Here is a 22,462-nt window from a genome sequence, read left to right as displayed (position 1 = left end):
TGGGGAATGTGGGGCTGTGACAAAGGTGCGTTGGGCTACTTGAGTACCTTGCGCGCGGCACCCACGCCGATGACGGCCAGCACCACAAACACCACGGCAATCACCAGGAACAGCACAAACAGCACCTTGGCGATACCCGCCGCGCCTGCGGCGACTCCGCTGAATCCCAGGGCGCCGGCGACCAGGGAGATCAGGGCAAAAATGATGGCGTACTTCAGCATGGTGGTCGCTCCTTGCAGTGGATGTTCAGGCAGCGCGGGGCTGCGAAAGGGTGTGCAGGAACGATACCGAGGGGCCGTCGGCAGCGCCGTCAGTGCGGGCGGGCGGTGGGTGTAGGAGAGGGCCGCTGGCGGGCAGTGGTGAAGCGTCAAAAGAAAAGCCGCAACGCGGAGCGTTGCGGCTTTGGAGGTGGGACGGCTCTGACGGTCTTTTGGTCTGCGCTCACATCGCTGACGCGATATGAGCTTCGCCCGCAGACCGAAAACCGCGCTATCGCGCGGCGGGCTTTACAGCCCGGCTGCAGCGCGCAGCGCAGCAGCTTTATCGGTCTTCTCCCAGCTGAATTCGGGCTCTTCGCGGCCGAAGTGGCCGTAGGCTGCGGTCTTCTCATAGATCGGGCGCAGCAGGTCCAGCATCTGGATGATGCCCTTCGGGCGCAGGTCGAAATGCTCACGCACCAGCGCTGCCAGACGCTCGTCCGACACCACGCCCGTGCCTTCCGTGTACACCGTGATGTTCATGGGCTCGGCCACGCCGATGGCATACGCCACCTGGATCTGGCACTGGCGCGCCAGGCCTGCGGCCACGATGTTCTTGGCCACATAGCGGGCAGCGTAGGCTGCCGAGCGGTCCACCTTCGTTGGGTCCTTGCCGCTGAAAGCGCCGCCGCCGTGGGGGCAGGCACCGCCGTAGGTGTCCACGATGATCTTGCGGCCGGTCAGGCCGCAGTCGCCTTGCGGGCCGCCGATGACGAAGCGGCCCGTGGGGTTGATCAGGTAGCGCGTGTTCTGCAGCCATTCCTTGGGCAGCACGGGCTTGATGATCTCTTCAATGATGGCTTCGGTGAACGAGGCCTTCATCTTGGTTTGCGTTTCGCTCTGGTCGGGGTGGTGCTGGGTGGAGAGCACCACGGTGTCGATGCTGTGGGGCTTGCCGTCCACGTAGCGCATCGTCACTTGCGACTTGGCATCGGGGCGCAGGAACGGCAGGCGGCCGTCCTTGCGCAGCTGGGCCTGGCGCTCGACGAGGCGGTGCGCGTAATAGATGGGCGCGGGCATCAGCTCGGGCGTTTCGTCGCAGGCGTAGCCGAACATCAGGCCCTGGTCGCCGGCGCCGGTGTTCAGGTGATCGTCGCTCGCGTGGTCCACGCCCTGGGCGATGTCGTTGGACTGCTTGTCGTAGGCCACCAGCACGGCGCAGCCCTTGTAGTCGATGCCGTAGTCGGTGTTGTCGTATCCGATGCGCTTGATGGTGTCGCGCGCCACCTGGATGTAGTCCACGTGGGCGTTGGTGGTGATCTCGCCCGCCAGCACCACGAGGCCAGTGTTGGTCAGCGTTTCGGCGGCGACGCGGCTGCGGGGGTCTTGCTTGAAGATTGCATCGAGAATCGCGTCCGAGATCTGATCGGCCACCTTGTCGGGGTGGCCTTCGGAGACGGATTCCGAGGTAAAGAGAAAGTCGTTCGCCATTTGAATAAACTCCTGTGTTCCGGCATTTGGGGCGTTGCCCTCACCCCGAAGGAGATCTGGCGAACGCTTTAGCAGATTTTTTTAACGTCGCCCTGCAAGTTGCTCATTTAACTCAGCGACCCCGTCATTTTAATGCCAGTCGTCTTTCGATTCTTTTCCGTATTTCCACTGTGGTTGCTGCACATCATGGGCGCGGCCATGGGCTGGATTGCGTTTTGTGCGTCGCCCACGTACCGGCGTCGCTTTCTGGCCAATTCGGCCCTGGCAGGGTATTCGCTCGGCGACGTGCGTGCCGCTGTGGCCCATGCCGGCCGCATGGTGGCCGAGCTGCCGCGCCTGTGGCTGGGGGCGCCACTGCCCTGCCGCATCGAAGGCGAGGCCTGTGTGGAGCAGGCGTATGCGGCCGGGCGCGGCATTTTGTACCTCACGCCGCACCAGGGGTGCTTCGAACTGTCGGCCCAGGCGGCGGCCCGCCGCTGGAGCGCGGAGCGCGGCCCCATCACCGTGCTGTACCGCCCCGCGCGCCAGGCCTGGCTGGCCAAGGTGATGGAGACCGCACGCAACCGGCCCGGCATGCTGGCCGTGCCCACCACACTGGCGGGTGTGCGCCAGATGATCAAGGCCCTGCGGCGGGGTGAGGCCGTGGGCCTGCTGCCCGACCAGGTCCCGCCGGACGGGCAGGGCCTCTGGGCGCCGTTTTTTGGCCGCGATGCCTACACCATGACCCTGGCCGTGCGCCTGGCGCAGCAGACGGGTGCTGCCGTTGTGCTGGTGCGCTGCGAGCGGCTGCCCTGGGGCCGTGGTTTTGTCACCCATTTCGAGCCGCTGGCGCAACCGCTGTCGGACCAGTTGGACGTTGCCGTTGTGCAGATCAACCAGGCCATGGAACACCTTATCCGCCAGTGCCCCGAGCAATACCTGTGGGGCTATGCCCGTTACAAGCAGCCGCGCGCCGAGGCAGCGCCTGCTGCGGGAGCTGCGGTATGACGGGACGCCTGGGTGTGTGGTTCATGCGGGTGCTGGCGCACCTGCCGCTGCCCGTGCTGCGCGGCATGGGATGGCTGCTGGGGCAGGTGGCCTTTGTGCTGGTGGCGCCTCGGCGCAAGGTGGCGCTGCGCAACCTGGAGTTGTGTTTCCCGGACTGGACCGAGGCGCGCCGCCGCGCCGTGGCGCGCGCCAGTTTTGTGGTGTTTTGCCAGACCTGGCTGGACCGCAGCTGGCTCTGGGCCGCGCCTCGCGAGGTGGTCGAGCGGCGCGTGCAACTCAGAGGTGCCGTGCACGAGCTCGACGGCGACACCCCCACGATACTGTTTGCCCCGCACTTCTATGGCATGGACGCGGGTGGCCTGGCGCTGCCGCTGCATTCGGGCCGAGCGTTCACGTCCATTTTTGCCACCCACCCCGATCCGGCGGTGGACGGCTGGTTCATGGCCGGGCGCCAGCGTTTTGGTGACGTGCGCATGCTCAACCGCTCGGACGGCGTCAAACCCATCATCGCCAACCTGCGCAAGGGCGGCCTGCTGTACCTGCTGCCCGACATGGACTACGGGCGCAATGATTCGGTGTTTGTGCCGTTCTATGGCGTGACGGCGGCCACCATCCCGTCGCTGTCGCGGTTTGCGCGGCTGGGACGCGCCAAGGTGGTGGGTGTGTATTCGCGCATGACGCCCACAGGCTACGTGGCCGAGGTCTCGCCCGCCTGGGCGAATTACCCCACCGACGATGCCGAGGCCGACACCCTGCGCATGAACCACGAACTGCAGGCCGTCATCAACACCATGCCCGAGCAGTACTACTGGGTGCACAAGCGTTTCAAGACACGGCCCGAAGGCGAACCGTCTTTTTACGCCTGAAAATTTGAGTCAAATCAGCATCTGGCGCCTATCTGTCAAGCGCTGGTAGCTATCATTTTGATTGCAAAAATCGCTGCAGTTCCAGGGCCACGCGCTCAGGGTGCTCGTGCACGATCCAGTGCGAGGCCTTCTCCACCTGCCGCAGCTGCAGCTGCGGCACCCAGCCCGGCAGGCCGTCGAGCAGGCCGGGCAGCAGGGCCGGGTCGTCCATGCCCCACAGGACCAGCGTGGGCACTGTCACCGTCAACATGGATTCGGGCAGGGTGATGGCTTGCGCGCCCGGGTCACCATCGCGGGGTGGGCGCAGGGGGCTGGCGCGGTAGTAGTTGCAGGCACCCGTCAGGCCCTGCTGCCACAGCGCGCGGTACTGGGCGCGCACGCTCTCGGTCAGCCACGCGGGGGCGCTGCCGTCTGGGGCGTTGAAAAATGCGAACAGGCGGCGAAAGTCGTCCTCGGCCAGCAGGGCCTCGGCATCAGGCCTGCACAGGAAGTGCATGTACTGGCTGCCCGCCTGCTGCGCAGCGTTGTGTGCCAGCTCCCGCACAAAGGCGCCAGGGTGTGGGGAGTTGATGATGGCCAGCCGCTTTATGAGCTGCGGCTGCTGGTTGGCCAGGTTCCAGGCCACAGCGCCACCCCAGTCGTGCGCCACCAGGCATTCCAGCGCGCCGCCGGGGCATTCGTGGGCAATCAGCGCCACCAGGTCCTGCACCAGATGCTTGGCTCGGTAGGCATCCACTTCGGCGGGGCTGCTGGAGGGGCCAAACCCGCGCAGGTAGGGCGCCACGCAGTGGTAGCCACCGTTTTCGGGGCGGGAAAAGTGCAGCAGCAGCTCATCCCAGATGAAGGCACCCTCGGGGAAGCCGTGCAAAAACAGCAGCACAGGGCGGCCCGCCACGCCGCTTACGCGGCAGTGCAGGGTGGTTCCGTGGGGCAGGGGAGCGGAGACGGTCTGGATCATGGCGCTATGCATTTAATAGCTGGTAGCGCTTGATGGATAAGCGCTAGGGCCTAATTTGACTGAATATCCTCAGAATCACCGAGCTCTGGGGGCTCAACGGCGGGGGCAGGGGCTGCGGCTGCGTCGCCCGAGGCTTGCACCGGGTGCGCCCACTGCCACAGCAGCTGTGCCACCTCGTCCACGCCTTGTTTCTTGAGGGCCGAGAACATCATCACCTCTCCGCCGGCTGCGTTCAGTCGCGTAATCGACAGGATCTTGGCTTGCTCCGAGCGTGTGAGCTTGTCCGCCTTGGTCAGCACGATCAGGAATTTCAGGCCTTCTTCGACCCGTGGTCGCAGCACTTCAAGCAGGGCCTCGTCCAGCTCGGTCAACCCGAGCCGGGGGTCACACAGCAAGACGATGCCGGTGAGCCCAGGGCGGCTCACCAGGTAATTGACCATCACCTGCTGCCAACGCACCTTGTCGGACCTCGACACCTTCGCGTAGCCGTAGCCGGGCAGATCGGCCAGTACCGCATCGGTCGCACCGTGCTTGCCCAGTGAGAAAAGGTTGATGTGCTGCGTGCGCCCGGGCCGTTTGGAGGCGAACGCCAGCTGCTTTTGCTGTGTGAGCGTATTGATGCAGGTGGATTTGCCCGCGTTGGAGCGGCCCACAAAAGCGATCTCGGGCACGTGGATGGGCGGCAGGTGGTGCAGCTGGGCGGCCGTGGTCAGGAACCTGGCGGTGTGCATCCACCCCATGGCGATCTTGGCGTCGGGAGCGGGCGGAAGGGAGCCAGCAACTGGCGCGGTGGAAGAGGTCGTCATGGAATATTGGGAGGCTTGGGAGCCTCATTGTAGAATCGCGAGGTTTTGCGCACATAAACACAGACCCTCGATATGAAGTTGCTCGCCTCTTTGCTGACGGCTGCCGCACTGGCAGCACCTGTTTTTTCGGCCTATGCGGCGGGCGATGCCCCCAAAGCGGCCAAGCCGGATCTCGTCAAAGGCGAGGCCAGCTACACCGCAGTGTGTGCTGCCTGCCATGGCGCCGATGGCAATTCGGCCATTGCGGCCAACCCCAAGCTGTCGCAGCAACACCCCGAATACCTGGTCAAGCAGTTGCAGGAATTCAAGTCCGGCAAGCGCAACAACGCCATCATGAAGGGTTTCGCCACCGCGCTGTCGGACGAGGACATGAAGAACATTTCGTACTGGGTGGCTTCCAAGGCGGCCAAACCCGGTTTCGCCAAGGACAAGAACCTGGTCTCCCTGGGGGAGCGCATCTACCGTGGCGGCATCGCCGACCGCCAGATCGCTGCCTGCGCTGGCTGCCACAGCCCCAATGGCGCAGGCATCCCTGCCCAGTACCCCCGCCTGTCGGGTCAGCACGCTGACTACACCGTGGCCCAGCTCAACACCTTCCGCGATGGCTCGCGTGCCAACAGCACCCAGATGACGCAGGTGGCGGCCAAGCTGAACGACAAGGAAATCAAGGCCGTGGCGGACTACATCGCTGGCCTGCGCTGATTGACTTGATTTTCGTCAATCTTGTGGCCCGCTAGACCGGGTTGCACGGAACCTACCGCCAATAACAATCCCAAAACGGGCGGGCCCATCGCACAGATGGTCCCGCCCTTTTTCTTTCCTTCTCTCGCGCCTCCTCGCCGTCTCCTTTCTTTTTCATCCATGTCCGATAACACCCAAGGCCTTCGCATCCAGTCTGGTTCCCAGGCCTGGCGCGCCGGGATCGAGCTGCTGTCCTCCATGCGGTTCGCGATCTCGCTGCTGACGGTGATCTGCATTGCCTCGGTGATCGGCACGGTGCTCAAGCAGCACGAGCCGGCGGTCAACTACGTCAACCAGTTCGGTCCTTTCTGGGCGAAGTTGTTTGGCGCCATCCAGCTCAATGCCGTCTACAGCGCCTGGTGGTTCTTGCTGATCCTGGCGTTTCTGGTGATCAGCACATCGCTGTGCATCGTCCGCAATACACCCAAGATCCTCATCGACCTCAAGGTCTACAAGGAAAACATCCGCGAACAAAGCCTGAAGGCCTTTCACCACAAGGCCGAGGCAACGCTTAGCGGTTCTGCCGAGGTCGAGGCGCGCCGCATTGGCACCCTGCTGGCCGGTGGCGGGTGGAAGGTGCGCCTGCAGCAGCGCGACACCACCTCTGGCCCCGGCACTGGCTGGATGGTGGCGGCCAAGGCGGGTGCTGCCAACAAGCTGGGCTACATCGCCGCGCACAGCGCCATCGTGCTGGTGTGTGTGGGCGGTCTGCTGGACGGAGATCTCATCGTGCGCGCCCAGATGTTGCTGGGGGGCAAGACACCGTACCAGGGCGGCGGCCTGATTGCCGATGTGAAGCCCGAGCACCGGCTTTCCGAGCGCAACCCCACCTTTCGGGGCAACCTGCTGGTGGCTGAGGGCACACAGTCGAGCACAGCCATCCTGAATCAATCCGACGGCGTGCTGTTGCAGGACCTGCCGTTTGCCATCGAACTCAAGAAGTTCATCGTGGAGCACTACTCCACCGGCATGCCCAAGCTGTTTGCCAGCGAGATCATCATCCACGACAAGGCAACGGGCGAGAAGACGCCCGCGCGCGTGGAGGTGAACCACCCGGCCAGCTACAAAGGCATCGAGATCTACCAGTCGAGTTTTGACGACGGCGGCTCGTACCTCAAGCTGCGCGGCGTGCCCATGGTGGCAGGCGCCAAGCCCATTGAGGTCGAAGGAGTGGTCGGAAATTCCACCCAGCTGACCAACAACGGTGGCGGCCCGGGCAGCGAGACGCTGACGCTGGAGTTCACAGCACTGCGTACCATCAATGTCGAGAACTTCGGGGGTGCAGGCCCCGGTGGCAGCGGTGTGGATGTGCGCAAGGTGGACCTGCGCGAGTCGGTGGAATCCCGCCTGGGCGCTGCCAACAAGACCGTCACCAAAAAAGAACTGCGCAACGTGGGCCCGAGCGTGAGCTACAAGCTTCGGGACGCAGCGGGCCAGGCGCGTGAGTTCCACAACTACATGCTGCCTGTCGACACGGGCGATGGCGTGCCGGTGTTTCTGCTGGGCGTGCGCGAAACCCCTGCAGAGCCATTCCGGTACCTGCGGGTGCCAGCCGATGACAAGGGCAGCATGGACGGCTTCGTTCGCATGAAGGCCACCCTGGCCGACCCCTCGGCGCGCGAGCAGGCCGTGCGCCGCTATGTGGCGCAGGCGATCGACACCTCGCGCCCGGATCTGGCCGAGCAGCTGCAGCAGTCTGCACTGCGGGCCTTGGCCCTGTTCGCGGGCCAGGGCATGGTCGATGGCAAGCCCACTGGTGGCCTGCAGGCTGTGTCCGACTTCATGGAGGCCAACGTGCCCGAGGCCGAGCGCGCGCGGGCGGGTGAGGTGCTGGTGCGCATTTTGAACGGCACGCTGTTCGAGGTGGCGCAGTTGTCGCGCCAGCGTGCGGGCCTGCCGCCGCTTCCGCAGGACGACCAGACGCAGGGCTTCATGACGCAGGCCGTGCTCTCGCTCAGCGACGCGCAGATCTACCCCGCACCGCTGGCGTTTGAACTCAAGGACTTCACCCAGGTACAGGCCAGTGTTTTCCAGGTGGCGCGAGCCCCTGGCAAGAATGTTGTCTATCTGGGATGTGCCTTGCTGATCCTGGGCGTTTTTGCCATGCTCTACGTGCGCGAACGGCGCGTCTGGGTCTGGGTAGCGCCACAGGACGGGCGTACCCATGCCACCATGGCCCTGTCCACCAACCGCAAGACCATGGACGGCGACCAGGAGTTTGTCCAGCTCGCACAAAAACTGATCGGGGCATCGCCCCGCGAAGGCACCGCATGAATACCGCGACTTCTTCCTCCACGGCCACCACGATCACCCTGAACGAGGGTTTTTTTGCCCGCCGCAACTGGTTCGACTGGCTGTTTGCCGCCATCGTGGCCGTGGGCGGGCTGTATGCGTTGCAGCGCTACGGCGCCTTCATGGACGTCTACGAGAAAGGTATTTTGCTGGGTGCCATTCCGTGCACGATCTGGCTGGGCTGGTTCTGGCGCCCCTTGCGCGCGCTGATGCTGATCGTGGCTGCGGTGGCGCTGTTGGCCATCGGCCTGTACCAGCAAGACGGTGCGGGTAGTCTGGCGCGGGCCGATACGGTGTTCGGCCTCAAGTATTTCCTGTCGAGCCAATCTGCCATCCTGTGGATGAGCATGCTGTTCTTCATGAGCACCATCTTTTACTGGGTGGGCATGTTCTCCCGCGGCGAGGGCCGCACCATGAGCATGCTGGGCTCGCGCATTGCCTGGGTGGCCGTGGCCATGGCGCTCATCGGCACGCTGGTGCGCTGGTACGAAAGCTACCTCATCGGCCCGGACATCGGCCACATCCCGGTGAGCAACCTGTATGAAGTGTTTGTGCTGTTCTGCTGGATGACGGCGGCGTTCTACCTGTATTACGAACAGCAGTACGACACGCGTGCACTGGGCGGGTTCGTGATGTTGGTAGTCAGTGCCGCCGTGGGCTTCCTGCTCTGGTACACGGTGGTGCGCGAAGCGCACGAGATCCAGCCCCTGGTGCCTGCACTCAAGAGCTGGTGGATGAAGCTGCATGTGCCCGCCAACTTCATCGGCTACGGCACGTTTGCGCTGGCCGCCATGGTGGCCTTTGCCTACCTCATCAAGCAGCAGGCCACCGAAACCCGCTGGTACAAGCTGGCGCCGCTGTGGCTGCTGGGCGTGGTGCTGTGTTTCGAGCCCATCGTGTTCCGCCAAGGCGCGACCGAGAACGGTGGCAGCTACTGGATGGTGTACTTCGGCATTTCGGCTTTCATCGTGGCTGGCATCCTGCTGGGCCGCAAGCGCATCGCGGCGCGCCTCCCCTCGTTTGAGATCCTGGACGACGTGATGTACAAGTCCATCGCCGTGGGCTTTGCGTTCTTCACCATTGCTACCGTGCTCGGCGCGCTGTGGGCGGCCGAGGCCTGGGGCGGCTACTGGAGCTGGGATCCGAAGGAGACCTGGGCGCTGATCGTCTGGCTCAACTACGCCGCCTGGTTGCACATGCGACTGATGAAGGGGCTGCGCGGCACCGTGTCGGCCTGGTGGGCGCTGGTGGGTCTGGCGGTGACCACGTTCGCGTTTCTGGGGGTGAACATGTTCCTGAGCGGTTTGCACAGCTACGGCACGCTGTGACGGGGTGAAGGCTCAGTCGGGCATCGGGGTGGGGCCGACAACTATTGCGTCTCCGGTGTAACCTGCGCGGTCTAGGGAACGAACTAACAGTTGTGCTGCTCTACTGCTGCAGCTGTTTCCACCAGACCATGACCGGAGCCTCTCCATGCTGATCCCTTCGCGCGATTCGGGTTTCAACCACCCCCACTCCTCCGAAATCACCCCCCGCGCGGTCTACGAAGACCGGCGCCAGATGCTCAAGCTCATGGCGGGCGGCGCTGCAGGTGCCGCGATGGCGGCCTGGGCCGGCCGCGAGGCACTGGCGCAGCAGGCGCAGGTGGTGCGGCCCAACAAGCTGGCTGCGCTGGCGGGTGCCAAGTCCACCGTGGCGGGCGCGGTCACGATGGAAAAGCTCACTGACTACAAAGACGCGAGTACCTACAACAACTTCTACGAATTCGGCACCGACAAGGCCGACCCCGCGCGCAACGCCCACACACTCAAGACCACGCCCTGGACGGTGGAAGTGGAAGGGCTGGTCAAGAAGCCGGGTAAATACGGCATCGAAGACCTGATCAAGCTCAGCGCGCAGGAAGAGCGCATCTACCGTCTGCGCTGCGTGGAAGGCTGGTCCATGGTCATCCCCTGGGTGGGTTATTCGCTGGCCGAACTGATCAAGCGTGTGGAGCCCCAGGGCAGCGCCAAGTATGTGGAATTTGTGACGCTGGCCGACAAGGCCACCATGCCTTTTGTCGGATCGCGCGTGCTCGACTGGCCCTATGTGGAAGGCCTGCGCATGGACGAGGCAATGAACCCTCTCACTCTGCTGGCTTTTGGCATGTATGGCGAAGTGCTGCCCAACCAGAACGGGGCGCCTGTTCGCCTGGTGGTGCCGTGGAAGTACGGCTTCAAGAGCGCCAAGAGCATTGTCAAGATCCGCTTTGTCGAGAAAGAACCCGGTACGGCATGGAACAAGGCGGCCAAGCAGGAATACGGCTTTTACTCAAACGTGAACCCTGAGGTGGACCACCCTCGCTGGAGCCAAGCCACCGAGCGACGCATTGGCGAAGATGGCCTGTTTGCCAAAAAGCGCAAGACGCTCATGTTCAACGGCTATGAAGCCCAGGTGGGGCAGCTGTACGCGGGCATGGACCTCAAGAAGTTCTACTGATCTTCATTCGCCTTTTTTCTCCGCCTAGCGTGTAGTTAAAGCGGCAGAAGAGGGGCGCGGAACACCATGCGCAAACTCTTGCTCCATCCTGCAGCCAAGCCCGTGGTCTTTGCACTGTGCCTGCTTCCGCTGGCATGGCTGGTCTACGCTGCGGCGGCCAATCAGCTGGGCGCCAATCCGGCCGAGGCCCTGATCCGCGCCACGGGCGACTGGACGCTGCGCGCGCTCTGCCTAGTGCTGGCCGTTACGCCGCTGCGCGTGATGACTTCCACGCCCCAGCTTGCGCGCTTTCGGCGCATGCTGGGCCTGTTCGTGTTTTTCTACGGCCTGCTGCACCTGCTGAGCTACGCCTGGTTCGACATGGGTTTTGATGGGACCGACATCGTGCGCGACATCATCAAGCGGCCGTTCATCCTGGTCGGGTCTCTGGCGCTGCTGGTGCTCACGCTGCTAGCCGCCACATCGTTCAACCGCGCGATCAAGGCATTGGGCGCAAAGCGCTGGCAGGCGCTGCACCGCAGCGTATACGCAGTGGCGGGCCTGGCCATCCTGCACTTCTTCTGGATGCGCGCTGGCAAGAATGATTTTGGCGAGGTGGCGGTGTATGCGGCGGTTTTGTCAGCTTTGCTGGGCTGGCGGCTGTGGCACCGGCTGCGCAAGCGTCGGCCAACCCAGGGTACGGCGGGGGCCAAGGCATCCCAAGCCGCCCGCACGTCGTAGCGCTGTGCTTGTGGAATTATTTGCTATATAAATAATAGCTGCTGGCGCTTGATGGTAAAGCGCCAGCAGCAAATTTAGCCTGAAATTCCAAGACCTGTGGCTACCGCGCCGGTGCCGCGCGCATCTGCCGGGTCACAGGATCGATGTAACCGGTGGGAATCTGGTAGGCCCGATCGTCAAACAGGTCGATGCCACACATGAGGTTCTCGATCCAGCTGAAGAAATCGCTGATCGCCTGCTTGCCCATGATGGGCGCGCCATGCTGTGGCACCAGCATGGCGATATCCAGTTGCCGTGCCATGCGGACCCACAGCCGCAGGATCTTGTTGGACACCATATAGCGGCGGTGAAATCCCTCCATGCGCGGGATGTGGGCCTGGAGGTCGGTCACTGGCACACGAGCCTCGGCGCCCGACATCATCGACACCCCCAGGTCGCCGGTGAACAGGATGCGGCTGACCGGGTCGTAGAAGTGAAAGTTGCCCTCGGAGTGCATGAAGTGCGCAGGCAGCAGCACCAGTTCATGGCGGCCCAGGGGCAGATGTCCGCCACTGTCGGGCACACCGATGACGCGATTTTCCGTCTTGCCTACCTTGGTGAAGTGGGGCGCAAAACGTTCCCAGACGCGTGAGATCACCAGGTCGGCCTTGGTGCTGGTCATCCAGCGATCCAGCGAGGCAATGATGTCTGGGTCTGCATGCGAAGCGATCAGGTACGACAGCTTGTGCGGTGGGAAGTGCTTGGTCATCCCCATGAACAGCTCGTTGAAGGCCAGGTTGCCACCGGGGTCGATGATGGCGCCGGTGTCGTCGTCCACGATCAGAAACTGGTTGGCCTGAACGGCCTGACCGTCTTCTTCGATGAGGTCGGTGAACATCAGACAAGCATGGTTCTTGTCGCGGTAGAGTTCGAGGGCCATGGCCATCCTGCGGTGCAATAAAGCACGAACTGTACGATTGACCCTCTGAGACGTCCTTGATAGAAATCAAGTGCCCTGGTGGTATTGGTGATCAGAACCGTTGTCCCGGTCCTTCTGCCGCTTTTCAGCGCGGCGCTGACGCTACGGCTGCGGGGGGCTGCGCAGGGCTGGCGGTACCGACGCCGGGGGTCAAGGTCTGGGGCAGGGTCGCACGCTGCGCAGCTGCCGGACTGCTGGGCAAATACAGGGGGCCCCGTTGACCGCAACCTGCAAGGGCTGCCGCACTGGCAGCAAGGACAAGCGTCCTGACTAGAATTTGGGAAGCTTTCAACATGCGTAAATTGTAATGACCGACCTCGAATTCATGGACCACGCCGAAAAACTGCTGCTTGCCGTCGAGCGCAGCTGCGATCGCATCAACGATGCGACCGATGCCGATGTGGACGCCCAGCGCTCCGGGGGCATGGTGACATTGACGTTCCCCAACCGCAGCCAGATCGTCATCAATCTGCAAAGACCTCTGCACGAGGTGTGGATGGCCGCGCGGTCCGGTGGTTACCACTATCGGTTTGACGGCCAAGCCTGGCAGGACACCAAAGGAGCAGGCGAGTTCTTTGAGTGCCTGAGCCGCGACGCAGCCGCCCAAGCGGGTTTGCCACTGCAGTTTTCAGCGTGAGCCACCCTCCTGGGTGGCTCACGTCTCTCAGGTAGATGGAAGAGCATCCGCAACGCCATCAGTTGCGGAACAGGTCCAGGATGCGGTTCCGCTCTTCGGTGGGCGGTGGCGCTTGTGGAGCCACAGCAGGTGATGCGGATCGGTCATCGAGACCCACACTTGGAATACCGCTGTTGCGCGCGTACTCGTCGTAGAACCATTCCCCGCCGACATTGACCACGCCAGCGGGCACTGTGGGCTCCATGACGGGGACACCCTTGAGTGCACGTTCCATGAAATTGATCCATACCGGCAGGCTGAGGCCGCCCCCTGTTTCGCGGCTTCCCAGGTTACGCGGCGTGTCGTAGCCAATCCAGGTCACTGCAGCGATCGTGGGTTGGTATCCGGCAAACCATGCGTCCACAGAATCGTTGGTGGTCCCGGTTTTTCCGTAGAGGTCTGGCCGCTTCAGAGTTGCTTGCGCCCGCGCTGCGGTACCGGAGCGCGTGACCTCTTGCAGCAAGCTGTTCATCACGAAGGCGTTGCGGGCATCAATGGCGCGCGGTTGTTCGCTGGTGACCGGCGGAGTCGTTTCAGAGATGACGCGACCCTTGTGGTCGGTGACCTTGGTGATCAGCCAGGGGTTCACGCGGTATCCGCCGTTGGCAAAGACGGAATAGGCCGTAGCCATTTGCAGGGGTGTGACGGAGCCCGCGCCCAATGCCATGGTGAGGTAGGCCGGGTGCTTTTCAGCATCGAAGCCAAAGCGGGATACCCACTCCTGCGCGGTCTTCGGCCCGACGGCCTGCAAGATGCGGATCGAGATCATGTTCTTGGACTTGGCCAGTCCCGTGCGCATGCTCATGGGGCCGTCGTACTTGCCATCGTAGTTCTTGGGCTCCCATGGTTGGCCACCGGTCACCCCTGCATCAAAGAACAGAGGGGCGTCGTTGATGACCGTTGCGGGCGTGAACCCTTTCTCCAGTGCCGCAGAGTAGATGAAGGGTTTGAAGCTCGACCCGGGTTGGCGCCATGCCTGTGCGGCGTGGTTGAACTTGTTCTTGTCGAAATCAAATCCGCCGACCAGCGCCCGGATGGCTCCAGTGCGCGGGTCCAGTGCCACCAGGGCGCCTTCGACTTCGGGCAGCTGTGTAATTTCCCAGGCGTTCTTGGGTGTTTTCACCACCCGGATCACTGCTCCACGGCGGATCTTGATGTTGGGCGCGGCCTTGTCACTCAGGCCGGACTGTGCGGGCTTCAGTCCATCGCCGGTGATTTCCAGTGTGTCGCCGTTCGCGCGGGCTGCAACGATCTTGCGAGGCGAGGCCTCCAGAACCACTGCAGAAAGGACGTCGCCGTTGTCCGGGTGGTTGGCCAGCGCGTCGTCAATGGCGTCTTCGACCTCCTGGGCCGCCGTCGGCAGCACCACAAACTTTTCCGGTCCTCGGTACTGCTGGCGCCGCTCGTAGTCCATGATGCCTCGGCGCAGCGCCGCGTACGCAGCCTCTTGTTCCGCAGCGTTAAGTGTCGTGTAGACGTTGAGTCCGCGTGTGTAGGCTTCGTTGCCATACTGCGTGAAGATCAGCTGGCGCGCCATCTCGGCCACGTACTCTGCATGAATCCGGGTACTGTCCGGGCCGGTACGGATCTTGAGTTCTTCTTTCTTGGCATCTGTCGCCTGCTCGGCGGTGATGAAGCCGTTTTCCTCCATGCGCTCAATGATGTAAAGCTGCCTGGAGCGAGCCCGCTTGGGGTTGCTGATGGGGTTGTACGCAGAGGGCGCTTTGGGCAGACCTGCAAGCATGGCCGCCTCAGCCACGGACACAGATTTCAGGGGCTTGCCAAAATAGGCTTCTGACGCCGCAGCGAATCCATAGGCACGATTGCCCAAATAAATCTGATTCATGTAAATCTCAAGAATCTGATCTTTGGTCAGTAAATGCTCGAGTTTGAATGTCAGTAAGATTTCGTAAATTTTGCGTGTAAATGTTTTCTCTGACGAGAGGTAAACATTCCGCGCCACCTGCATTGTGATAGTAGAGGCGCCCTGGCTTTTTACCCGGCCAAGATTAGCCAAGGCTGCGCGAATTACGCCTTTGTAGTCAACGCCGCCATGCTGAAAGAAGCGGGCATCTTCAATGGCCAATACCGCGTCCTTCATGACCTTCGGGATTTCACCAATGGGGGTGAGGTTGCGGCGCTCCTCGCCGAATTCGCCCAGCAAAGCGCCTTCGGCAGAGTAAACGCGCAAAGGCAACTTGGGGCGATAGTCAGCGAGATCAGAGATGTCCGGCAGGTTCGGATAGGCCACCGCCAGCGCCACTGCAATGGTCAGAGCCAATCCCACGGCGGCCGCAGTCGCCAGGCCCACCATCCAAAGAGTGGCGCGCACCAGCCAACGGAGCCAAGTGGGGCGGGAGGGAGCGGAAGGAGAGTCCTGCTTGTCAGAGGACTTCGATGAAGAGGGCGGCATATCGCTCCGGAGGGGTAAGACGGCCCATTATAAAAATGTCCGCTGCACCCCACTGAAAATCACAATGCCCGGCCCGTGCCCGTCTGCCCAAAGGTGCGTCATCGTTGCCAAACGGTGTTGCAAGGGCGGCTAAATTCGTCTGCTTTTGGCAACGCTCCGCAAGTGTTACGCGGGGAAAAATCTTTGCTGGAGAACTATCTTACTGATAGCATTCATGTGAAGTGTTAAGTTTTGTTGCCTCATTTTGGCAAGTTACAGGGGACCAATCTTGAGCTCAATGGGGTCTTTGTTCAGTCGCCAGTCTCCGCCGCTGCTGGGAATCGACATCAGTTCCTCCAGTGTCAAACTGGTGGAGCTTGGACGCGATAAGGCAGGCGGCTTGGTTCTGGAGCGTTGCGCGATCGAACCGCTGGAGCGTGGCTGGATCACGGATGGCAACATCGAAAAATTCGACGAAGTTGCGGACGCACTGCGCCGCCTAGTCAAAAAAAGTGGAACGCGCACGAAGAACGTCGCCTTGGCACTGCCGCCATCGGCCGTCATCACCAAGAAGATCACGCTGCCAGGGGGCATGACAGAACAAGAGCTTGAGGTTCAAGTCGAGTCGGAGGCCAATCAGTACATTCCTTTCTCGCTCGACGAAGTGAGTTTGGACTTCTGCGTCATCGGCCCCAGCAAAAATGCGCCGGGGGATGTCGATGTTCTCATTGCCGCATCTCGGCGAGAGAAGGTCCAAGACCGTCAGGGTTTGGCAGAGGCTGCAGGCCTCAAGCCCGTGGTGGTGGACATTGAATCCCATGCCTCCCGATTGGCTGCGGGGCGTCTCATTGAGGCCTTGCCCAAGAAAGGCGTCGACGCAATGGTTGCGCTTTTTGAGGTGGGAGCACTTACCACCAGCATGCAGGTTATCCGCAACGAGGAAGTTCTTTATGACCGGGACCAAGCTTTTGGAGGAGCGCAGCTGACCCAATTGATCGTCCGTCAATACGGTTTCTCAGTGGAAGAGGCGGAAAGTAAAAAGCGAAATGGCGACCTCCCAGAAGACTACCAAGCGGCTGTGCTGCGGCCGTTTGTAGACAGCATGGCCCAGGAGATCGGCCGAGCTTTGCAGTTTTTCTTCACCAGTACACCCCATAACCGTGTTGATCACATCATGCTTGCGGGTGGCTCCGCGCCACTGCCAGGCCTGACAGAGGCTGTTACCCAGCAGACCGGCTTTGCGTGCAGCGCAGTCAATCCTTTTGACGGTATGGAAATCGGAAGTTCCGTTCGTTTGAAAAAAATGGTGCGTGAGGCGCCGTCCTATCTGACCTCGTGCGGTCTGGCCATGCGGAGGTTCCTGCAGTGATTCTAATCAATTTACTTCCGCACCGGGAAGCTGCGCGCAAACGTCGGAAGGAAGCCTTTCAGGCGACGATGTTTGCATCATTTCTGATTGGTCTGGCAATCGCTGGCGCCGTGTATTGGTGGTTTCAAATGATGATCACCGCCCAGCAAGAGCGAAATGCTTTTCTTCAGAGTGAAATTAAGGTCCTTGAAGAACAAATCAAGGAAATTGCCACTATAGAAGACGAAATTGCGGCTTTGCGGGCTAGACAGAAGGCTGTGGAAGATCTTCAGTCAGATCGAAATCTCCCTGTTCACTTGCTCAATGAGCTTGTGCGTCAGATACCAGAAGGCGCGTATGTGACAAGCATTAAGCAAACCGAGCAAGTAATCGCTATGCAAGGGGTTGCCCAATCTAATGAGCGTGTTTCTGAAATGCTTCGCAATTTGACCGATAACACTCCTTGGCTGTCAAAGCCGGAGTTGGTGGAAATTGTGGCGAGCAATATTGCTTTGTCGTCCAGAGACCAGCGGCGAGTGTCCACGTTTAATTTGCGATTCCGTCTGATGCGTACGGGTGAAGCGCAAAAAGCCAAAGACTCGGCTAGCGCCGCGATTGGAAAATAAACATGGCAAAAAAATCAAAAAAAGATATTGATTTCTCTGCCTTGCAGGAAACTATCTCCCGGCAGTTCCGAAATTTAGATCCCAAAGATCCCTCTTTGTGGCCAGTAGCTCCAAAGATTCTGTTATGTCTTTTTATTTCCATTGCGGTGGCTGCTGTTCTCTGGTTTGCTAAGATCAATGAGTATGAAGTCGAACTTGAAACCGAGATCGCTAAAGAGCAAACCCTACGTCAAGACTATCAAGCAAAATTGACTAAAGCTGTGAGTTTGGAGGCTTTAAAGCGTCAACGAGAACAGGTCCAGCAGTACGTGATTCAACTGGAAAAGCAACTGCCAAGCAAGGCCGAGATGGCAGCGTTGCTCTCTGATATTAATCAGGCCGGGCTTGGAAGAAGTTTGCAGTTTGATTTGTTCCGGCCAGGTCAAGTGGTGGTTAAAGAGTATTATGCTGAATTGCCTATTCAAATTCGTGTAACTGGAAAATATCACGATATGGGATCGTTTGCGTCTGATATTGCCCATCTGTCGCGGATTGTCACTTTGAACAATATTTCCATTGCCCCGCTAGGGAAGGAAAAAGATGGGGCTGCGTTAACTATGGAGGCCACAGCCCGTACATTTAGGTACCTTGATCCTGAGGAGATTCAGGCTCAAAAGCAGGTGGCGAAGGGCGAAAAAAAATGACGTCACATAGACTGATTCCATTAATTGTTCTTGCTCTTGGCTTACCCGGTTGTGGTTCTTCAGGTGATGGTGAATTGCGTCAGTGGATGTCGGAGTTGAGGGCAACAACCAAACCTAAAGTTACCCCTTTGACTGAGCCCAAGCAATTTTTACCCCAAACTTATGCAATGGATTCAGGGGTCGAGCCGTTCAATTCGATAAAGCTAACACAGGCGTTGAGGCGGGAATCTACCCAGTCTGCCTCTAACGCCGCTTTAATTGCTCCAGAGATGGCCAGACGAAAGGAGCCTCTGGAGTCGTATCCGTTGGATGTAATGGCGATGGTAGGCAGTCTTGATAAAAAAGGTGCGCCGACCGCACTATTGAAAGTTGATAGGTTACTTTATCAAGTGCGAGTTGGAAATTATATTGGCCAAAATTACGGGCGAATAACAAAAATTACTGAGAATTCGATTCAGTTGCGCGAAATTGTTCAGGATGCGACTGGTGATTGGATTGAACGTGCGGCCTCCCTCGATCTGCAAGAGGACAAAAAATGAAATATCTGAAAATTTATCCATCAAAGATTTGTCAAATTGCAGTGGGATTCACATTTGCTGTATTGACACCTATCAGTGTTTTCGCGCAGGTTGTAGTCCAATCTGTAATGGGGAGTGTGCAGAACGGTGTAGATGTGGTCCGTATTGATTTTTCTGAACCACTGAAGACCGTGCCCACAGGATTTTCCATCCAATCGCCTCCTCGCATTGCCCTGGACTTTCCGGATGCATCTAATGCGACCGGAAAAAATGTTTTTGAAGTGAATCAGGGTAACGTTAAGTCGGTCAATGTGGTGCAGGCTGGTGACCGGTCTAGAATTGTCCTGAATCTTAAGCAATCCACCTCCTACCAGGCTGAAATTCAAGGGAAATCACTACTAATTTCCTTGGGTACGGTGCAGTCTGCCAATTCAGCAACTCAGGCGGTGTCTGCTCCAGTGTTTGCTGACACTGCTAATTCTGATGTTCAGACACTGAAAGATGTTGACTTTAGAAGAGGTGTGGATGGCTCTGGGCGTGTGGTGGTGATGCTTCCCTCAAGCCAAGTGGGTGTAGATATTCGCCAGCAGGGAAAAGGCTTGGTGGTGGATTTCCTCAAATCTTCATTGCCGGAAGGGCTGCGTCGGCGTTTGGATGTGGGTGATTTTGGCACGCCGGTGCAAGCTATTACCACCGTTCAGCAAGGTGAGCGGGTTCGCATGACCATCGATCCTGTTGGTGACTGGGAGCATAGCGCGTATCAGAGTGATAGCCAGTTCGTGGTTGAAATCCGGCAAAAGAAGGTCGATCTGAACAAGCTAACACAGGGCCCTGGATATAGCGGGGAGAAGTTATCGCTGAATTTTCAGAATATTGAGGTTAGGTCACTTCTGCAAGTCATTGCTGATTTTACCAATTTCAATATTGTGACCTCGGATACGGTCACTGGTTCGCTGACATTGCGTCTCAAAGATGTGCCTTGGGATCAAGCGCTTCAAATCATAATGGAGGCCAAAGGCCTGGGGATGCGGAAATCTGGCACGGTGTTGTGGATTGCGCCTAAAGATGAAATTGATGACAGGACGAAGAAGGACTACGAGGCCGCGTTAGCTATTCAAAAACTGGAACCACTCCGGACCCAAGCGTTCCAGATGAATTATGCAAAAGCGGTTGATATGGTCGCTCAATTGACGGCCTCAAGCGGTGGTGCATCGGGGGGAACCTCAAATAGATTCCTGTCGGAGCGAGGTAGCGCTATTGCGGAACCTAGAACCAATCAGCTTTTTGTGACTGACACGGCAAGTAAACTGGAGGAGGTGCGTCAGCTGCTCTCGACCTTGGATGTTGCTGTTCGGCAAGTGATGATTGAAGCAAGAATTGTTGAAGCATCCGATACGTTCGGGCGCTCCTTGGGCGTTCGATTGGGTGGGACAGACTTGCGTGCTAATCGTGGTGGTACTGGTGGATACAACATCGGCGGTGGCAATAGTGTGGCGTTTGGCACTAGTTATAACAATGCGGTAGCTTCGTCTGGTGCTGGTGGAACTACTAACACTTCGGGTACTTTTGTTAACCTTCCTGCGAGCGCTCAAGGTGGATTCGATCCGGCTAGTTTCGCTATATCGATTTTTAACTCGGCGGCCAACAGGTTTTTGAATCTAGAGATATCTGCGATGGAGGCAGATGGTAAAGGTAAGATTGTGTCTAGCCCCCGTGTTGTGACAGCTGATCAAACCAAAGCATCAATCGAACAAGGAACCGAGTTTCCGTACCCTGTAACAGCTCCAAATGGTGGAACGGTTATCGCGTTTAAGAAGGCGGTTTTGAAGTTGGAGGTCCTGCCTCAAATAACTCCAGAGGGTAATATTATCTTGGATCTTGATGTTAATAAAGATAGCCCAGGTGAAATTCTTCAGAATGTGCGCGCTATTAACACTAAACACATTAAAACCCAGGTGCTGGTTGAAAATGGCGGCACGGTCGTAATTGGTGGAATTTTTGAATTGTTCGAGGATGATGCTGAGGCAAAGGTGCCATTTTTAGGTGACATTCCCGGTGTTGGTAATTTGTTTAAAACAAAAACTAAACAAGCCAATAAGCAAGAAATGCTGATTTTCATTACCCCGAAGGTTCTCACTGAGCGTGCTGCGGTTCGCTAATTTTATATTGAATGGATGAGCAATGTTGAAAAATGCTAAATTTTTAACCCTTGCGTTAGCGGCAATCTTGTCGGCATGTGGTGGTGGCGGTAGCGGTGGTTCGGGCGAGACGCAGGAAAATTACAGCATCACGCTTCGGGCTGAGAAGACACAATTGCCATTGAATATTGCAGGCGCTATGCCTGGCATCGGGGCATATCGGCCATACACTACATCTCTATATGTAGAGGCTCGTAAAGGCAGTATGTTGATACCTGGTGGAGATAATATCTTTGGCTGTAACGTGGCTGGTGGGTTGGATTCTGGGTCGCTTTACTATTTGGATGGTGACCCAGAGCATGAAACGGAAGTTGATGATGGGAATGGCGGGACAATAAGAATCCCGAACGCCTATCGGAATATCACGTTGGGTGCGAATTCTGGAGGAAACTCATTTCACTTTCATGCTGGTGATCAGGCTGGAACTGCGCGTATTACATGCTCTGTGACTGATCCGCGTGACAATCAGCAGAAATCTGCCAGTGTGACGATTGCTGTGGGCGGTACCACCGGAAAGCCAGCTAGCGTGCGTATGGAAGCTCAGATTCCAGGTTATCTAGGTACCAAGAACAACGCTAACGGCCTTCTGAATCAGATGGGGATACAGGCGTTTGTGATGGATGATGCCAATCAGCCTACCGCAAGTGCCTCGGGGGCCAACATGCAGGTTCGCATTCTGTCGGGCACAGAAGCAGCCCAAGGCGCGCGTTTGGTCTCTGGTGCTCAGAGTGGCAGCATTTTGCAACTGCCGTCCATCGGCGGTGTGGCAACGTTCTCTCTGCTCAGCAGCACGGAAACAGGAGCAATTTTCCTGGAGTTGACCGCGGATCGTTTTGACAACAATGTGAGCAATGGCATCATTGACCCGATCACATCGATTCAACCGATTTCAGTGCTGGAGGCGCTGACGAGTGCGCCGACACTTGCCGATGTAGATTTGGGCATCGTAACCAAAGGAGTCCCATTCACGGCTCTGCTGACCGTCAGTGGGGGATTGCCGCCTTATGTTTGGTCGGCGACTGGATTGCCTGCCGGTTTGGCTATTGACGCCAGCACCGGTATGCTGAGTGGCACGGCTAGCACCAGCGCAGAAGAGCGTGATTACCGTGCCACAGTAACTGTGGTAGACAAGAACAAACGGTCTGCAACTGCTGTTGTTAAACTGAAGTTGGTAAATGGGTTGCCGGAAGACTTTGCAATCGGTGATTGCAACTCGACCGCTGTTTGCTCGTTGGGAACAATTCCTGTTGGGAATAGTTTTACCTACTCGTTTGTTGCCTCGGTAAGTGATGTGACCTGGAGTTTCACCAGTCTGCCTTCTTGGCTGACCAGTGGCACGACCGGTGCTGCCGGGGTTCTCAATGGAACGCCCAAGGTGGCTAACTGTGGCGAACAAAGATTCTTGGTGACTGCCACAAAGGGTGCGTCGAAGGTGACGCGGACGTTTAGCATCACTGTCGTAAGTGCTGGATCTGTTCCTCCCGGCGGAGACCCTGTCGACTACATCTGCCCGTAGCCGCCAAGTTC

General features: G+C 58.9%; 21 protein-coding genes. 14 read left to right on the top strand and 7 right to left on the bottom strand.

The window, feature by feature from the left end:
• Positions 1–35 precede the first annotated feature (35 nt).
• Entirely contained in the window at positions 36–221 is a 186-nt protein-coding gene (locus ACQ4MJ_RS16460) for a DUF1328 domain-containing protein (RefSeq protein ID WP_055399302.1), read from the bottom strand.
• A gap of 285 nt (positions 222–506) precedes the next feature.
• Positions 507–1,688: a methionine adenosyltransferase gene (metK, locus tag ACQ4MJ_RS16455; RefSeq protein WP_056060126.1), complete on the bottom strand. Its 1,182-nt coding sequence runs from the start codon at positions 1,686–1,688 to the stop codon at positions 507–509.
• 132 nt (positions 1,689–1,820) lie between these two features.
• Between metK and ACQ4MJ_RS16450 the strand changes: the two genes are divergently transcribed.
• Complete coding sequence (locus ACQ4MJ_RS16450) at positions 1,821–2,675, top strand: lysophospholipid acyltransferase family protein (protein WP_055399298.1); 855 nt, start codon at positions 1,821–1,823, stop codon at positions 2,673–2,675.
• Positions 2,672–3,541: a lysophospholipid acyltransferase family protein gene (locus ACQ4MJ_RS16445; protein WP_055399296.1), complete on the top strand. Its 870-nt coding sequence runs from the start codon at positions 2,672–2,674 to the stop codon at positions 3,539–3,541. The genes ACQ4MJ_RS16450 and ACQ4MJ_RS16445 overlap by 4 nt, the downstream gene beginning before the upstream one ends.
• A gap of 52 nt (positions 3,542–3,593) precedes the next feature.
• On the opposite strand, the gene ACQ4MJ_RS16440 is transcribed toward ACQ4MJ_RS16445, so the two are convergent.
• Both ACQ4MJ_RS16440 and yihA read right to left on the bottom strand, forming a co-directional pair.
• Positions 3,594–4,499: an alpha/beta fold hydrolase gene (locus ACQ4MJ_RS16440; RefSeq protein ID WP_431151947.1), complete on the bottom strand. Its 906-nt coding sequence runs from the start codon at positions 4,497–4,499 to the stop codon at positions 3,594–3,596.
• Between the two features lie 50 nt (positions 4,500–4,549).
• Positions 4,550–5,305, bottom strand: coding sequence for a ribosome biogenesis GTP-binding protein YihA/YsxC (gene yihA, locus ACQ4MJ_RS16435; protein WP_055399291.1), 756 nt, complete (start codon positions 5,303–5,305; stop codon positions 4,550–4,552).
• A gap of 72 nt (positions 5,306–5,377) precedes the next feature.
• Here yihA and ACQ4MJ_RS16430 point away from each other — a divergent pair, with 72 nt between their 5' ends.
• From ACQ4MJ_RS16430 to ACQ4MJ_RS16410, 5 genes are all read left to right on the top strand, one after another.
• Positions 5,378–6,007, top strand: coding sequence for a c-type cytochrome (locus tag ACQ4MJ_RS16430; RefSeq protein WP_055399289.1), 630 nt, complete (start codon positions 5,378–5,380; stop codon positions 6,005–6,007).
• 159 nt (positions 6,008–6,166) lie between these two features.
• The gene (locus tag ACQ4MJ_RS16425; RefSeq protein ID WP_431151948.1) at positions 6,167–8,320 is read left to right on the top strand and encodes a cytochrome c biogenesis protein ResB; all 2,154 of its coding nucleotides are present in this window, start codon (positions 6,167–6,169) and stop codon (positions 8,318–8,320) included.
• The gene (gene ccsB / locus ACQ4MJ_RS16420; RefSeq protein ID WP_121507460.1) at positions 8,317–9,666 is read left to right on the top strand and encodes a c-type cytochrome biogenesis protein CcsB; all 1,350 of its coding nucleotides are present in this window, start codon (positions 8,317–8,319) and stop codon (positions 9,664–9,666) included. The genes ACQ4MJ_RS16425 and ccsB overlap by 4 nt, the downstream gene beginning before the upstream one ends.
• Before the next feature lie 145 nt (positions 9,667–9,811).
• Positions 9,812–10,816: a protein-methionine-sulfoxide reductase catalytic subunit MsrP gene (gene msrP / locus ACQ4MJ_RS16415; RefSeq protein WP_055399284.1), complete on the top strand. Its 1,005-nt coding sequence runs from the start codon at positions 9,812–9,814 to the stop codon at positions 10,814–10,816.
• A 66-nt stretch (positions 10,817–10,882) separates the two neighbouring features.
• Positions 10,883–11,536, top strand: coding sequence for a sulfite oxidase heme-binding subunit YedZ (locus ACQ4MJ_RS16410; protein ID WP_431151949.1), 654 nt, complete (start codon positions 10,883–10,885; stop codon positions 11,534–11,536).
• A gap of 100 nt (positions 11,537–11,636) precedes the next feature.
• Here the strand turns inward: ACQ4MJ_RS16410 and ACQ4MJ_RS16405 are convergent, their stop codons facing one another.
• On the bottom strand, positions 11,637–12,455 hold the full coding sequence (locus ACQ4MJ_RS16405; RefSeq protein WP_218298730.1) for an MBL fold metallo-hydrolase: 819 nt from the start codon (positions 12,453–12,455) through the stop codon (positions 11,637–11,639).
• Positions 12,456–12,579: 124 nt separating this feature from the next.
• Positions 12,580–12,789, bottom strand: coding sequence for an LPS translocon maturation chaperone LptM (gene lptM, locus ACQ4MJ_RS16400; protein ID WP_431151950.1), 210 nt, complete (start codon positions 12,787–12,789; stop codon positions 12,580–12,582).
• Between the two features lie 12 nt (positions 12,790–12,801).
• Between lptM and cyaY the strand changes: the two genes are divergently transcribed.
• Positions 12,802–13,131, top strand: coding sequence for an iron donor protein CyaY (gene cyaY, locus ACQ4MJ_RS16395; protein ID WP_431151951.1), 330 nt, complete (start codon positions 12,802–12,804; stop codon positions 13,129–13,131).
• A gap of 58 nt (positions 13,132–13,189) precedes the next feature.
• Here cyaY and ACQ4MJ_RS16390 read toward each other — a convergent pair whose 3' ends face one another.
• Entirely contained in the window at positions 13,190–15,583 is a 2,394-nt protein-coding gene (locus tag ACQ4MJ_RS16390) for a penicillin-binding protein 1A (protein WP_431151952.1), read from the bottom strand.
• Between the two features lie 268 nt (positions 15,584–15,851).
• Here ACQ4MJ_RS16390 and ACQ4MJ_RS16385 point away from each other — a divergent pair, with 268 nt between their 5' ends.
• Genes ACQ4MJ_RS16385 through ACQ4MJ_RS16360 form a run of 6 tightly spaced genes read left to right on the top strand, consistent with a single transcriptional unit; the run spans position 15,852 to position 22,451 of the window.
• A complete protein-coding gene (locus ACQ4MJ_RS16385) occupies positions 15,852–16,931 on the top strand; it encodes a pilus assembly protein PilM (protein WP_121422415.1) in 1,080 nt (359 codons plus the stop codon).
• The gene (locus ACQ4MJ_RS16380) at positions 16,928–17,536 is read left to right on the top strand and encodes a PilN domain-containing protein (protein WP_121422416.1); all 609 of its coding nucleotides are present in this window, start codon (positions 16,928–16,930) and stop codon (positions 17,534–17,536) included. The genes ACQ4MJ_RS16385 and ACQ4MJ_RS16380 overlap by 4 nt, the downstream gene beginning before the upstream one ends.
• A 2-nt stretch (positions 17,537–17,538) precedes the next feature.
• The gene (locus ACQ4MJ_RS16375; RefSeq protein WP_431151953.1) at positions 17,539–18,219 is read left to right on the top strand and encodes a type 4a pilus biogenesis protein PilO; all 681 of its coding nucleotides are present in this window, start codon (positions 17,539–17,541) and stop codon (positions 18,217–18,219) included.
• Positions 18,216–18,758 (top strand): pilus assembly protein PilP, encoded by a 543-nt coding sequence (locus tag ACQ4MJ_RS16370; protein ID WP_431151954.1) that lies wholly within the window; start codon positions 18,216–18,218, stop codon positions 18,756–18,758. The genes ACQ4MJ_RS16375 and ACQ4MJ_RS16370 overlap by 4 nt, the downstream gene beginning before the upstream one ends.
• Positions 18,755–20,896: a type IV pilus secretin PilQ gene (gene pilQ, locus ACQ4MJ_RS16365; RefSeq protein WP_431151955.1), complete on the top strand. Its 2,142-nt coding sequence runs from the start codon at positions 18,755–18,757 to the stop codon at positions 20,894–20,896. The genes ACQ4MJ_RS16370 and pilQ overlap by 4 nt, the downstream gene beginning before the upstream one ends.
• A 22-nt stretch (positions 20,897–20,918) precedes the next feature.
• Entirely contained in the window at positions 20,919–22,451 is a 1,533-nt protein-coding gene (locus ACQ4MJ_RS16360; RefSeq protein WP_431151956.1) for a putative Ig domain-containing protein, read from the top strand.
• Positions 22,452–22,462 lie beyond the last annotated feature (11 nt).

The organism is Acidovorax facilis, from assembly GCF_050626955.1.
Taxonomy (GTDB): domain Bacteria; phylum Pseudomonadota; class Gammaproteobacteria; order Burkholderiales; family Burkholderiaceae_C; genus Acidovorax; species Acidovorax facilis.
This window is presented reverse-complemented; position numbering and strand designations above follow the sequence as displayed.

What these genes read in the sequence shown, in the direction of transcription:
- ACQ4MJ_RS16410 (WP_431151949.1), top strand. Translation starts at nt 10,883, where the DNA reads ATGCGCAAACTCTTGCTCCATCCTGCAGCCAAGCCCGTGGTCTTTGCA.
- ACQ4MJ_RS16375 (WP_431151953.1), top strand. Translation starts at nt 17,539, where the DNA reads ATGGCAAAAAAATCAAAAAAAGATATTGATTTCTCTGCCTTGCAGGAA.
- pilQ (WP_431151955.1), top strand. Translation starts at nt 18,755, where the DNA reads ATGAAATATCTGAAAATTTATCCATCAAAGATTTGTCAAATTGCAGTG.
- ACQ4MJ_RS16450 (WP_055399298.1), top strand. Translation starts at nt 1,821, where the DNA reads ATGCCAGTCGTCTTTCGATTCTTTTCCGTATTTCCACTGTGGTTGCTG.
- ACQ4MJ_RS16360 (WP_431151956.1), top strand. Translation starts at nt 20,919, where the DNA reads ATGTTGAAAAATGCTAAATTTTTAACCCTTGCGTTAGCGGCAATCTTG.
- msrP (WP_055399284.1), top strand. Translation starts at nt 9,812, where the DNA reads ATGCTGATCCCTTCGCGCGATTCGGGTTTCAACCACCCCCACTCCTCC.
- ACQ4MJ_RS16370 (WP_431151954.1), top strand. Translation starts at nt 18,216, where the DNA reads ATGACGTCACATAGACTGATTCCATTAATTGTTCTTGCTCTTGGCTTA.
- ACQ4MJ_RS16430 (WP_055399289.1), top strand. Translation starts at nt 5,378, where the DNA reads ATGAAGTTGCTCGCCTCTTTGCTGACGGCTGCCGCACTGGCAGCACCT.
- lptM (WP_431151950.1), bottom strand. Translation starts at nt 12,789, where the DNA reads ATGTTGAAAGCTTCCCAAATTCTAGTCAGGACGCTTGTCCTTGCTGCC.
- yihA (WP_055399291.1), bottom strand. Translation starts at nt 5,305, where the DNA reads ATGACGACCTCTTCCACCGCGCCAGTTGCTGGCTCCCTTCCGCCCGCT.
- ACQ4MJ_RS16405 (WP_218298730.1), bottom strand. Translation starts at nt 12,455, where the DNA reads ATGGCCCTCGAACTCTACCGCGACAAGAACCATGCTTGTCTGATGTTC.
- ccsB (WP_121507460.1), top strand. Translation starts at nt 8,317, where the DNA reads ATGAATACCGCGACTTCTTCCTCCACGGCCACCACGATCACCCTGAAC.
- ACQ4MJ_RS16460 (WP_055399302.1), bottom strand. Translation starts at nt 221, where the DNA reads ATGCTGAAGTACGCCATCATTTTTGCCCTGATCTCCCTGGTCGCCGGC.
- ACQ4MJ_RS16445 (WP_055399296.1), top strand. Translation starts at nt 2,672, where the DNA reads ATGACGGGACGCCTGGGTGTGTGGTTCATGCGGGTGCTGGCGCACCTG.
- cyaY (WP_431151951.1), top strand. Translation starts at nt 12,802, where the DNA reads ATGACCGACCTCGAATTCATGGACCACGCCGAAAAACTGCTGCTTGCC.
- ACQ4MJ_RS16425 (WP_431151948.1), top strand. Translation starts at nt 6,167, where the DNA reads ATGTCCGATAACACCCAAGGCCTTCGCATCCAGTCTGGTTCCCAGGCC.
- ACQ4MJ_RS16440 (WP_431151947.1), bottom strand. Translation starts at nt 4,499, where the DNA reads ATGATCCAGACCGTCTCCGCTCCCCTGCCCCACGGAACCACCCTGCAC.
- metK (WP_056060126.1), bottom strand. Translation starts at nt 1,688, where the DNA reads ATGGCGAACGACTTTCTCTTTACCTCGGAATCCGTCTCCGAAGGCCAC.
- ACQ4MJ_RS16390 (WP_431151952.1), bottom strand. Translation starts at nt 15,583, where the DNA reads ATGCCGCCCTCTTCATCGAAGTCCTCTGACAAGCAGGACTCTCCTTCC.